This is a genomic window from Allobosea sp. LC85, assembly GCF_000735605.1.
Taxonomy (GTDB): Bacteria; Pseudomonadota; Alphaproteobacteria; order Rhizobiales; family Beijerinckiaceae; genus Allobosea.
In genome coordinates, this window is sequence record NZ_JPKG01000029.1 from 99,572 (window position 1) to 111,683 (window position 12,112).

Here is a 12,112-nt window from a genome sequence, read left to right on the forward strand (position 1 = left end):
TGCAGTTATGCCGCGCCTGGTCTCGGGACGGATCAGCAGGGAATCCCAAAGCTAGTCAGGGAATCCCGTTTTCATGGGTTTTGGCGAGCCGCGGCCCTGGTTTGCTGACGCAATGACGGCAGACGCCCTGGACCGCTCTCAGGCACATGCTGGTGGCCTCACGCACCGACCTTCGCCAGGACGTCGGCGCGCAGGAAGCGCTCGATGAACAGCATGAACAGCACCGACGGGACGAGCAGGATCAGCGCCGTGATCGACGCGACCTGGTAATTGCCGCCCATCGCCGCGTTGTAGAGCAGCAGCGGCAATGTCGTGACCTGCGGCACGCCGACAAAGAAGGTGCCGGTGAATTCGTCGAGCGATTCCAGGAACACGAAGATGCCGCTGGCGATGATGCCGGGTGCAGCCAGCGGCAGCGTCACCGTGGCAAAGGTGCGCAACGGTGAGGCGCCGATATTGCGGGCGGCCAGTTCCAGGTCCTTGTCGACCGCCGCAAAGGCCGCCGCCGCGATCCAGACGGAATAGACGAGGCCGTGAGCGGCGTGGACGAGGACCACGGCGAGCACCGTGCCGTTGATGCCGATCTGGTAGAAGACACGCGCGACGTTGATGTAGATCGCGACCGACGGGAATGCCTGCGGCAGCAGGAACATCACCATGAACAGCGCACGCACCGGCAGCTTCAGCCGCGCCAGCGCATAGCCGGCCGGGATCGAGAGCGCGAGCGCGACGATGACCGTCAGCACGGCGATCCATACGCTGGTACCGAGCGAGGCCATGGCATCGCCGGTCGGTCGGAAGACCTGCTCCCAATAGCGGGTGCCATAGGTCACCGGCAGCTTGTAGGGCGTGTACCAGCGTTCGGCGACGGACCACAGAGCAAGGTTCGCGAGCGGACCAATGAGGACGAAGGCGAAAGCGGTGAGAAGAGCAGCGGCCAGCGCCGCCCTCGCTGTGGAGGCGAGCCGGATCATGGCGCGGCCTCCTTCGACATGCCGCGTTTCAAATAGAGGATCGCGGCGCCGGCGCTGATGAGATAGGTGATGACGCCGAGCGCATTGGCAGTGGCGTAGTCGCCATAGGCGTTGATGCGGAAGGCCATGTCGACGGTCAGCATGGTCGGCTGCGAACCGGACACCATCATCGGCACGGACAGCACCGAGAGCATCGTCACGAAGGACAGGACCAGCGCGACGAGGAGCGTCGGCATTACCTGCGGCAGCGCGAGTTCCACCAGCACTCGTAGACGCGAAGCGCCGAGATTCCGGCCGGCTTCGAGCGTCGCCCGGTCGATCGACGCCAGTGCGCCGGCCAGCAGCAGGGCCACGAAGGGCGTCTGCTTCCACACGAAGGTCGCGATGATGCCGCGCCAGTCGAGAAAGCTGGTCGCGCTCAACGGCTCCATCAGGCCAAGCGAGACGAAGGTGTTGTTCATCAGCCCGTTCTTGGCGAGGAAGGTCCGCATGCACTGCGCAGCGACGATGAAGGGAATGAAGAGCGGCCAGCGATAGAGCGCCTTCAGCGTGCCCACGACCCACGGGTTTTCGCCGAGCGTCAACGTTCCCGCGATGGCGATCGCCGCCAGTGCCGTCAGGAGGCAGGACGCGAGCACGATGATCACCGTGAAGACGATGTCGCCGGAGTAAAGCTCAAAGGCCTTGGCGAACCATTCCAGCGTCAGGGAGCCGTCCGGCCGCGTGAAGGCCGAGACCAGCGAAAAGCCGAGCGGATACAGGAACAGGGCCGCGACGAGGAACAGGCCCGGCGCGATCAGGATCAGCGCCAGCTGGCGTTGGGACATGGGCAGGTGCGCCGATCGAGAGGAAGGGTGGCCCGACATGCGTCGGGCCAGGAGGTGGCTGGAACGCGTCAGTTCGCGACCTTTTTCTCGTAGCTTTCGAGAATGTCGTTGAAATAGGGCGCGATCGGGAACGCCTTGGCGTTCTTGGCCAAATCGGTCGGAGAGATGTCGGTGAAGAGCTTGTTCCAGGCCGCCTGATCGAGCTTGCCTTCAAGATTCTTGGCGTCGATGCCCGGATACCAGTTGAACTTCTTCACGATGCCGTCTGCCTGCACCTGCGGACTGGTGGCCAGCGCGATGAACTCCTCGGCGAGCTTCCGGTGCGCCGTCTTCTCCGGCACGGCATAGTACATGGGCTGGCCCGGCATGCCGGGGGCAGCGAGCTTCAGCTTCATGTTCGGCGGCAGCTTGCCGTCAGCCTGCCAGGTATAGAACATGTCGACCCAGACCGGCCCGATGGCGATCTCGCCGCGGTTCAGCATGTCGAGCGTGCCGGCATTGCCAGGCGTGATCACGACGCTCTTGTTGAAGTCCTTCAGGTCGGCAAGCGCGCCATCCCAGGATGCCTTCACTGCGGGATCGTACGGCCCCTTGATCAGCTTGTCCGCGTCGCCGCCGAATGCATAGATCCAGCCCGCCACGAAGGCGACGCCGGACATGCCGCCCTTGATGCCGTTATAGCCGAACTGCTTGGGGTTCTTCTTGGCCCAGTCCCTCAGTTCCGCATAGGTCGCAGGCGGCGATTTCAGCAAATCGGCATTGTAGGCGAGCGCGGTCTGCGACTGGAACATCGGGATCACGAAGCCGGAAACGTCGGCGCCAAGCGCGTTCTTCGCGGTCTCGCTGGAGACGAGCTTCGCGGTCTCGACCTTGTCGGTGTATTTGGCGAGGAGGCCTTCCTTCACCATCGTGCCGGCCGCCTTCTGGTGGATGACGACAACATCGAAATCCGAAGCGGCGGCGCTCTTCTGGGCATCGAGCTTCTCGAAGATCTTCTGCGATCCGGAGTCGCCGGCGCCGGTTCCAACGGAGACGACCTTCACGCCGGGATGCGACTTCTCGAACATCGGCCCGAGATAGTCCTTGACGTAATCGACCATGTTCTGGTCGCCGGCGGTGGCGACGTTCAGGGTCTGTGCCGACAGCGGCGTCGCCACCATCAGCGCTGCAATCGAGCAGGCAACTGTAAGAATGCGCATGAGCTGACTCCCTGTCAGGCGGCGATCCCGGCCTCGGATGCCGGGAAGATGTGAAGGCGCTGCGGCGGAATGCGCAGGCCGACTTTCGTTCCGAGTTCGTGACGGGTGGTGTCGTCGACCGTGATCTGGCGGCCGGCGGCTTCGACCCGGTAGCGGTAGACCCCGCCGGGATAGGCGCGAGCGGCGATGCGTCCGGGCACCAGCAGGTCGTCGAAGGCCGGTGCATCAATCGCATCGAGGCGCGCGACATCGTCGCGGAAATAGGCGACGGCATCTCCGGCCGGCAAAGCATCGAATGCCTCGGACGTGACCCGGGCCGAGGCGTCGCCCGCCCTCAGCGAAGCGCCGCCCTCGGAGCGCTCGACATGCAGGGGAAGGACATTCTCCGCGCCCATGAAATTCGCCACGAAAGCGGTCGCCGGGCGATCATAGACCTCTTCGGGCGTGCCGACTTGCGCAATCCGCCCCGCCTGCATGATGACGAGCCGGTCGGCCATGGTCATGGCCTCCTCGCGATCATGCGTGACATGGACGGCGGTCAGGCCGAGCCGCTGCTGGATCGCACGGATCTCGTGGCGCATCGTCATGCGGATCTTGGCGTCGAGATTGGAGAGCGGCTCGTCGAGCAGCAGAATGCCCGGATCGATCGCCAGCGCCCGGCCAAGCGCCACGCGCTGACGCTGCCCGCCGGAGAGCGCCGTGACCTTGCGGCTCTCGTATCCCGTGAGACCGAGGAACTCGAGCATGGACGCAACCTTGGCGGCGATCTCGGCCTTGGACGCTCCACGCAGCTTCAGCCCGTAGCCGATATTCTGCAGCACCGTCATATGCGGCCAAAGCGCATAGGACTGGAAGACCATCGCCATCCCGCGCTTCTCCGGCGGGAGTGACGCGACATCAGTGCCGCCGACGATGATCGAACCGGATTGCACCGGCACGAAGCCGCTGAGCGAGCGCAGCAGGGTGGTCTTGCCGCAGCCGGACGAACCGAGAAGGGCCGTGAAGCTGCCGGGTGTGAAATCGAGGCTGACGCCGTGCAGCACCCGCGTGCCGCCATAGGCGACATGCAGGTCACGCACGCTGATGGCCGCGCCGCTGCGCGCCCTGTCCGGCACTCCCGCTTGCAAAACGGCTTCTCCCCTGTCGCGACCTTTTTTCCAGCTCAATGGAATGTCTCTTCCATTTTATGGAGCGCTTGGAATAAACATAACGAACACTCGCGCCGATGTGCAACAGGTTTGTGAAGCCTTGATGTCACCCCCCATCCATTCGATCTGGCTGATGCCGAGCGCCGAGGACGGCGCGTTCCTCTCCGGTCTGGTCGCGGATCTCGCCGGCCGCTTTGGTACGCCGCTGTTCACGCCGCACCTGACGGTCAGGGGTGATACGGATCTGCCCGTTGCTGCGCTCGAAGCCGGGATTGCGGAGGCTGCGGCCACGATCCCGGCCTTCCGGGAGGCCGTCGCCGCGATCGAAACCAGCGATGGCTATTTCCGGTCCTTCTATGCGCGCTTTCGCATCAGTGCGCCGCTGGAGCAGCTCAAGCAGCGATTGGACAGCGAAATGGCGGACAGCTTCATGCCGCATGTCTCGTTGCTCTATGGCCCCGTCGCGCCCGCCCCGAAGGCCTCGGCCGCGGCCGAGTTTCAGCGCATGCTGACCGGGAGAGCCATCACCTTTGACCGCCTCTGCGTGGTTCGGTCAGGCCAGGACATCCCCATTTCCGAATGGGCCGTGATCGAGACGGCACAGCTTGGCAAGGGAATCTAGTCTAGAACCTCAGCCGCCCGCGCTCCGCACTCGGCGGAGGTCGGGCATCGGCAGGTCGCGCGCAGGACCGGGATGGACCAGGCGACGCCGCTCTGATCGTCCCGGCCGGGGAACTCGCTACCGGCAGAAAGGCGTTCCTTCCTGCCGCGGATCAATCGCGGCGCGGCTCATTTGTTCACACAGGTCAAATGAGCACGCGCCCATGCCCCAATCCCCTGGGAATTAGATCCCGCGGATCAGCCCGCCATCAACCCGAATCTTGGCGCCCGTGACATAGGATGCCCGCTCGCTGGCAAGGAATGCGACGACATCCGCGAATTCCTGCGGCTTGCCGTAGCGGCCAGTCGGAATCGTGGCGATCGAGGCCTTCGTGATCGCGTCCTTCGTCGCGCCGGCTCGCGTCGCAGCTGCGTCGTCGAGCTGATCCACGCGCTCGGTGTGGATGCGGCCGGGCAGCACGACATTCACGGTCACGCCCTGCGCGGCAACCTCGGAGGCCAGCGTCTTCGACCAGCCGACGACTGCGGCACGCACGCCATTGGAGAGCGCAAGGCGAGGAATCGGCTGCTCGACGCCGGAGGAGACGATGGTGACGATCCGGCCCCAGCCCCGCTCGGTCATGCCTGGGAGCAGGCGCTGCGCGACATGAAACAGGTTGGCCGCCATCGCCTCGAAATGCATCAGCCAATCCTGCCGCTTCGCGTCGCGGGCCTCGCCCGGCGGCGGTCCACCGGAATTGCCGATAAGGATATCGACGCCGCCCTCGGCGATCAGCCTGTCGGCCAGCGCATCGATCGAGGCGATATCCGCAAGGTCGAGCTTGGCGGCAACCACCCGGCTGCGCTGCTCAGCCGGCAGCTCGCCGATCCAGGCAGAGAGCGCGTCCTGATTGCGCGCAGCCGCGATCACGGTCACACCTTCGGCGGCGAGCGTGCGCGCGATCGTCGCGCCGAGGCCGCGACTGGCACCAAGCACCAATGCGCGCTTTCCGTTAATGCCCAGATCCATCAGTTGATCTCCTTGAGGCGCCGCGTCTGACGGGCGACGAGACGTTCGATGTCGGCAATGTCGGCCGCCGAGAGGGTCGAACCGGGGCTGCGCACCGTGCCCGACGCGATCGCGCCGCGCTTGGCGAGCAGATATTTGCGAATGGCGAGCCCGTGGCCGGGCTGCTGCTCATAGCGCGCCAGCGGCAGATAGGCGTCGAACAGGTCATGGGCGCGTTCGACGTCCCCGGCGGCATGGGCCTTCCAGACATCGACCATCATCTCTGGATAGGCAAATCCGGTCATGGCGCCATCGGCCCCGCGCGACAATTCCTCCGGCAGGAACATCGCGCCGTTCCCCGCGAGGATCGAGATGCGCCGCGCGCCGTTCTTGTCACTCGCCGCACGCAGGGCCGAGATCTTGGCGAGCCCCGGCCAGTCCTCGTGCTTCAGCATCACGCAGCTCGGCTGCGCCGCGACGATGCGCAGGATCACCGAGGAAGCGATCTGCACGGCCGTGACCAGCGGGAAATCCTGCAGTACGAAGGGGATCTTCGGTCCGAGCGTCTTTGCGACCATGTCGTAATAGGAGACGATCTGGTCGTCGGTCCGCAAGCTTGCGGGCGGCGCCACCATCACGCCCGCGGCTCCGTCGGCCATGACGCTGTCGCTCAGCTCCCGCATCGCGGCAAAGCCCGGCGCCGAGACGCCGACCACGACCGGGACGCGCTCCTGCACCCGCGCCAGAACCCGCCGCACGAATGTCCGCGATTCCTCCGCCGTCAGCTTCGGCGCCTCGCCCATCATGCCGAGCACGGTCAGGCCCGTGGCGCCCTTCTCGAGGTAGAAATCGACCATGCGGTCGGTGCTCGGCAGGTCGAGCGCGCCCTCCTCCGTGAACGGCGTGACCGCAATCACATAGACGCCCTTCGCGCCTTCATCCAACAACACCATGATGATCCTCAGTTCTTGATGGGGTCGGGCAGCAATTTGCCCGGATTAAGCAGACCGTGGGGGTCGAACAGGGTTTTGAGCGAACGCATCAGGTCCAGCTCGATCGGAGCCTTGCAGCGCGGCATCTCCGAGACCCGAAGTTGGCCGATGCCATGCTCGGCGCTGATCGACCCGCGGCGCTTGCGCGTCTCGTCATGCACGATGCGGGTGAGCTCTGGTGCGAGGGCGGCGAATTCTGCATCGCCCTGTCCAACACGCGGCAGAAGATTGTAGTGCAGGTTGCCGTCCCCGAGATGGCCGAACACGATCGGGCGCACCCCGGGCGCGGCGGCGATGACAGCCGCGTCGGCGGCTGCGACGAAATCGGCCATGGCCGCGACCGGCACCGAGACATCGTGCTTGGCAGCCTTGCCTTCGCGGACCAGGGCTTCCGAGACGCCTTCGCGGATACGCCAGAACGCCTTGGCCTGCGCACCATCCTGGGCGATGGCGGCGTCGAGGGCGATCTCCGCCTCGATGGCCTGCGTCAACGCGCCTTCGAGCCGCTCCGTCAGCGCCACCTCGTCATCCGCATCGGATAATTCGATCAGCACCGCCGCGGGCGGAAGGGCGCCGAGCGGCAACCGCGCCTCGGTGACGTGCTTCAGGATGAGCGAGAGGCAATCGCCGGTCATGAATTCGAAGGCGGTCAGACGATCGCCACAGCGCGCGCGCACCGAGGACAGCAACGACAGGGCGGCGCTCGCGTCATGCAACGCGACGAAGGCTGTCGCGCGCGCCAACGGTTGAGGAAACAGTTTCAGGACTGCGCCGGTGATGACGCCCAGCGTCCCTTCCGATCCGATGAACAGCTCCCGCAAGGCGTAGCCGGTATTGTCCTTGCGTAATGCGGTGAGGCCGTCCCAGATCCTCCCGTCCGGCAATACGACCTCGAGGCCGAGCGTCAGTTCGCGCATCGTGCCGTAGCGCAGCACGGCGACGCCGCCGGCATTCGCCGCGAGATTCCCGCCGATCGTGCAGCTCCCCTCGGCCCCGAGGCTGAGCGGGAAGAAGCGCGCGGCCGCCTTCGCAGCCTCCTGGACCTTGGCCAGTACGGCGCCGGCATCGACCGTCATCGTGTTGCCGACCGGATCGACCGCGCGGATCCGGTTCATGCGCGTCAGCGACAATACGATGGCGCGTCCCGACATGTCCGGCGTCGCGCCGCCCGACATGCTGGTGTTGCCGCCTTGGGGGACGACCGGGCACCTCCGCGCCGCGCAAAGCGCCATCACGGCCGCGACCTCCTCGGTCGAACCGGGCCGAACGACGGCTGCAGCAGCGCCCCTGTATTTGCCGAGCCAATCCGTCAGGAACGGCGCCTGCGCTTCGGCGCCGGCAAGCACATGCCTCTCACCGACGATGTCGGCGAGGCGCGCAACAAGGTCCATCACGCAGCATTCCCCTGGAGCGGGCGCCCGCCCCAGCCGAGCCGGGCGCGGCCGATCGCCATGGTCACCGCTGCCTGCGTCGGCTCGACCACGGGCACACCGAGCGCTTTCTCGAGCGGTTCGCGGAAACGCGCCATGCCGGCGCAGCCCATCACCAACACATCGGCGTGATGGGTGTCGCGCAGGCTGCGCCCGACTTCGGTCATCCGTCCCATGGTCCGCGCGTCATCGGCGAGCTCGGCCACCGTCAGGCCGATCGACAGATCGCCGGCCAGGCGATCCGTCACCCCCATCGCGCCGAAATAGCGCAAATGACGCGGGATCGAGCCCGGCAGAATGGCGATCACGCCGAAGCGCTGGCCCAGCGTCAAGGCGGTCAGGACCCCACACTCGGCAATGCCCAGCACCGGCTTCTCACTCTGCTCGCGCAGGGCATACATGCCCGGGTCGGAGAAACAGGCGATGACGAAGGCCGAAGCCTCGTTCTCCAGCGCGGCCGCCCGCCTCAGCATGGGCGAGATCAGGCCGTCGATATCGCGCTGGGACTGGATGCCAGGGGGCCCCTCGGCCAGGGTCAGGCACTCGATCGCCGGACCATCGACCGAGCGGAGCGGCGCCACCGCGCTATCGATGCCGGCGGTCACTGCCCCGTTCGAATTGGGGTTGATGACAAAGATCGTGCCGCTCACGGGACCTCTCCTTCCGGCTTCGTGCGCCGCGCATCCTGTCGCGCGCGCCAGGTGTCGAGCGTCTGGCGCGGCGCCTGGAAGCGGTCGCGCATGGTGACATACCAGTCGGCGCCATGCAGGCGGCCGACGAGGTCGAGCTTGTCGATGTCGACATGCAGCCGCTCATCGACCGCCCCATCGCGAATATGGATGTGCTGGATTTCGCCGACGACGAGATTGCGATGGCGTGTGCCCAGCGACAGCGACACCGTCTCGCGGCATTCGAGCTGGACCGGAGACGCTGCGAGGCGCGGCGCGGCGACCTTGCGGCCGGGCGCGGTTTCAAGCCCGGCGGCCGCGATCTCATCGACATCGCCGGGAAAATCGATCGCGCAGACCTGCATCGCATCGACGAGTGCCCTGTCGACGAGGTTGACGACGAAGGTCCCCGTGGCGCGGATGTTGCGCATCGTGTCTTTCATCGGAGTGTCGCCCAGATCACGGCCCTCGATGCCGAGCACGACGAGTGGCGGCGCGTGACTGAAGACGTTGAAGAAGCTGAAGGGCGCAGCATTGGCGTGACCCTGCGCATTCACCGTGGTGACGAGCGCGATCGGCCGCGGCAATACGGTGTTGACGAGCAGCTTGTAGAGATCGCGCTCGGCAAGATCAGTGACGGACCATTCCATTGCGTCAACCCAGCGTCGCGTCGAGCAGGCGCACCGTTTCGCCGAGGACGCGCGCGCCATCCGCGGCCTGGTGTGGCTCGATCGACTCTTCCGGCGCATGGCTGCGGCCATCGAGGCACGGCACAAAGATCATGCCGATCGGACCGGCGCGGGCGATGAAGACCCCGTCATGCCCGGCACCACTCGGCAGGTCCCGCGTCGACAGGCCGAGCGAGGCCGCGGCCGCCGCGATCGCCGAGCGCACGGCCGGCGCGCAGGCCGTCGGCGGTACATGGCTGATCGGTTCCGACCGCACAGTGAGACGCAGTGCTGCCAGTGCCGGCTTCAGATCACTGACCAGGTCCCCGCCGAACGCCTTGACCGCCGCCTCGTCGCCCGAGCGTACCTCGAGCGTCAGGACCGCCTCGCCAGGCACGGCATTGGCGGCATTGGGGCTGACCTCGATGCGACCGAAGGTGGCGACCAGGGGCTGGGGATCGTTCGCTCGCGCACCGGCGCGCTCGTAGGCGGCCTCGATCAGCTTTGCCGCGCCGACGAGCGCATCGGCGCGCAACGGCATCGGCGTCGCACCCGCATGGTCGGCCCGCCCGGATACGATGATGCGCTCGCGCCGGATGCCGACGATGTCGGTGACGACACCGATCGCCGTGCCCTGGCTTTCGAGCACGCGTCCCTGCTCGATATGCACCTCGACATAGGCTGCGACGCTGTCGGCGCCGCGCCGCACTGAAGCGAGTTCGTGCGGCCGGCCGCCGACCAAGCCGATGCCTTGACGCAAGGTCATGCCGTCGGGCCGCGTCAGCGCCAGCATCTCGTCGGAGAGCGCACCGGCAAGGGCACGGCTGCCGATGCAGGAGAGGCCGAACTCGCTCGGCTCCTCGGCCAGGAAGTCGTAGACCTCGAGCGAATGCCGCAGCCGCTCGCCGCGCTCGACGACGCTCTGCGCAACGTCCAGACCCGCCAGCACGCCGAGAATCCCGTCATAGCGTCCGCCCGAAGGCACCGTGTCGGAATGCGAGCCGATGATGATCGGCTTCAACGAGGGGTCCGCGCCAGCGAGGCGGCCGACGAGATTGCCACCTGCATCGACCGTCGTCTCCAGACCGGCAGCGCGGAACTCCGCCATCAGCCATTTGCGCCCTTCCAGGAAGCGCGGCGTAAAGGAGCGCCGCGTCCAGGGACGATCGGGATCGGTGAACTTCGACAGCGCCTCGATGCGCCGCCACAAGCGATCTGCGTCGATCGACATCGGTCGTCGCCTTACGCCGCAGGCCGCAGGAAGCGGCCGTCGCCCGCCTTGTTGCAGATCTTCGCGCCATCCCAGGCAAGAGCACCACGGACATAGGTCGCGGCCACACGGACGCGGAATTCGCGACCCTCGAAGGAGCTCCACTTCACCGCCGCAAGGCTCTTGCTCGGATCATGGACGAAGCGGCCGGGCTCGAGCACGACGATGTCGGCATCGGCGCCGGGCGCGAGACGGCCCTTGTCGGCGAGCAGGAAGGCCTTCGCCGGGCCTTCGCAAAGCTGCTTCACCGCCATGGTCGGGGAGATGCCGCGCTCCTCGCAGCCGGTCCACAGCGCCGGCAGCAGGGTCTCGATGCCCGGACCGCCGGAGGTGTTCTTGAAGATGTTGGGATCGCCCTTCTTCTCCAGCCCCCAGGAGACATGGTCGGAGGAGATGAAATCGCAATGACCGGCGGCGAGATGGCTCCAGAGCAGCTCGCTTTCCGCCTTCGGCCGGATCGGCGGGTAGTGCTTGATCTTGGCACCAAAGCGCGGCCCGTGCTCTTCGGCATTGAGCATGAAATACTGCACGCAGCTCTCGACCGTCGCCTTGTAGCCGGCACGCTTGTAGAGATTGCAAATCTCGAAACCGCGCGAGGTCGAGACATGGACGGCATGGGCGCGGGCGCCGGTCTCGGCGCCGATCTCGTAGATCCGTGCCGTGGCGAGGTTCTCGACCAGCGGGGTATGGGCGCGCAGGAAGGCGTCGGAGCCGGTATCGCCGGCCTCGATCAGGCGCGCGATGTTCCGGCGCGTCATTTCCTGGTCCTGGTTATGGACACCGCAGAGAAGGCCGGTCGGCTCGATCAGCTTGAACGCCTCGTAGAGCGTGTCGTCGCCGATGCGGGGGAAGCGTGTCGGATTCGCCTCGAAGGTCGAGAACTTGAAGGCGCAGGCGCCGGCATCGACGAGGCCCGGAATGGCGTGCAGGCCGTTCTCGATGGTGATCGTGGCATAGAGCGCGACATCGACATGCGCGTCGCGTTCGACGATTGCGACCTTCTCGTTGAAGAGCCTGGCGTTGGTGACCGGCTCGGGCTCGTCATAGGGCATGTCGACCATGACGGTGACGCCACCGGCGGCCGCGGCGCGCGAGCACATGCCGATGCCTTCGTGGTTGGCCTGGCTCCCGGAATGGACCTGGCCGTCGATCACGCCCGGGATGATCCACTGGCCGCGGAGATCCTGCGTCTCGCGCGCCGAAGGCGGCGTACCGGCGCCGACAGCGCCGACCTTGCCACCGGTCACGGCGACATAACCACCCTCGATGATCTGGTCGGACAGAACGACGTTACCGCAAAGAACGAGATCGAAATCACTCATGCTCT

At 66.2% G+C, this 12,112-nt stretch carries 12 protein-coding genes; 1 reads left to right on the plus strand and 11 read right to left on the minus strand.

Going from position 1 to position 12,112, the window contains the following annotated elements; all coding sequences use genetic code 11:
- Nucleotides 1-158: 158 nt before the first annotated feature.
- From FG93_RS15355 to FG93_RS15370, 4 genes are all read right to left on the minus strand, one after another.
- Nucleotides 159-974: an ABC transporter permease gene (locus FG93_RS15355; protein ID WP_043235782.1), complete on the minus strand. Its 816-nt coding sequence runs from the start codon at nucleotides 972-974 to the stop codon at nucleotides 159-161.
- Complete coding sequence (locus FG93_RS15360; RefSeq protein ID WP_043235784.1) at nucleotides 971-1,801, minus strand: ABC transporter permease; 831 nt, start codon at nucleotides 1,799-1,801, stop codon at nucleotides 971-973. The genes FG93_RS15355 and FG93_RS15360 overlap by 4 nt, the downstream gene beginning before the upstream one ends.
- 68 nt (nucleotides 1,802-1,869) lie before the next feature.
- The gene (locus FG93_RS15365; protein ID WP_043235785.1) at nucleotides 1,870-3,000 is read right to left on the minus strand and encodes an extracellular solute-binding protein; all 1,131 of its coding nucleotides are present in this window, start codon (nucleotides 2,998-3,000) and stop codon (nucleotides 1,870-1,872) included.
- Nucleotides 3,001-3,014: 14 nt separating this feature from the next.
- Nucleotides 3,015-4,079 carry an ABC transporter ATP-binding protein gene (locus FG93_RS15370; RefSeq protein ID WP_043235914.1) on the minus strand — a complete coding sequence of 355 codons (1,065 nt, stop codon included), beginning with the start codon at nucleotides 4,077-4,079 and terminating at the stop codon, nucleotides 3,015-3,017.
- Between the two features lie 4 nt (nucleotides 4,080-4,083).
- Between FG93_RS15370 and FG93_RS15375 the strand changes: the two genes are divergently transcribed.
- Nucleotides 4,084-4,770 (plus strand): 2'-5' RNA ligase family protein, encoded by a 687-nt coding sequence (locus FG93_RS15375; RefSeq protein WP_152579449.1) that lies wholly within the window; start codon nucleotides 4,084-4,086, stop codon nucleotides 4,768-4,770.
- A gap of 222 nt (nucleotides 4,771-4,992) precedes the next feature.
- Here FG93_RS15375 and FG93_RS15380 read toward each other — a convergent pair whose 3' ends face one another.
- From FG93_RS15380 to FG93_RS15410, 7 genes are read right to left on the minus strand one after another with little or no spacing between them, the layout of a single operon-like run.
- The gene (locus tag FG93_RS15380) at nucleotides 4,993-5,778 is read right to left on the minus strand and encodes an SDR family oxidoreductase (RefSeq protein WP_043235788.1); all 786 of its coding nucleotides are present in this window, start codon (nucleotides 5,776-5,778) and stop codon (nucleotides 4,993-4,995) included.
- The gene (locus FG93_RS15385) at nucleotides 5,778-6,710 is read right to left on the minus strand and encodes a dihydrodipicolinate synthase family protein (protein ID WP_043235791.1); all 933 of its coding nucleotides are present in this window, start codon (nucleotides 6,708-6,710) and stop codon (nucleotides 5,778-5,780) included. Before FG93_RS15385 ends, FG93_RS15380 begins: the two co-directional genes overlap by 1 nt.
- 8 nt (nucleotides 6,711-6,718) lie before the next feature.
- The gene (locus FG93_RS15390; RefSeq protein WP_043235792.1) at nucleotides 6,719-8,140 is read right to left on the minus strand and encodes an FAD-binding oxidoreductase; all 1,422 of its coding nucleotides are present in this window, start codon (nucleotides 8,138-8,140) and stop codon (nucleotides 6,719-6,721) included.
- Nucleotides 8,140-8,829, minus strand: coding sequence for an aspartate/glutamate racemase family protein (locus tag FG93_RS15395; RefSeq protein ID WP_043235794.1), 690 nt, complete (start codon nucleotides 8,827-8,829; stop codon nucleotides 8,140-8,142). Before FG93_RS15395 ends, FG93_RS15390 begins: the two co-directional genes overlap by 1 nt.
- The gene (locus tag FG93_RS15400) at nucleotides 8,826-9,497 is read right to left on the minus strand and encodes a flavin reductase family protein (RefSeq protein ID WP_043235795.1); all 672 of its coding nucleotides are present in this window, start codon (nucleotides 9,495-9,497) and stop codon (nucleotides 8,826-8,828) included. Before FG93_RS15400 ends, FG93_RS15395 begins: the two co-directional genes overlap by 4 nt.
- 4 nt (nucleotides 9,498-9,501) lie before the next feature.
- Complete coding sequence (locus FG93_RS15405; RefSeq protein WP_043235797.1) at nucleotides 9,502-10,746, minus strand: Zn-dependent hydrolase; 1,245 nt, start codon at nucleotides 10,744-10,746, stop codon at nucleotides 9,502-9,504.
- An 11-nt stretch (nucleotides 10,747-10,757) separates the two neighbouring features.
- A complete protein-coding gene (locus FG93_RS15410; protein ID WP_043235800.1) occupies nucleotides 10,758-12,107 on the minus strand; it encodes a dihydroorotase family protein in 1,350 nt (449 codons plus the stop codon).
- Nucleotides 12,108-12,112: the final 5 nt, after the last annotated feature.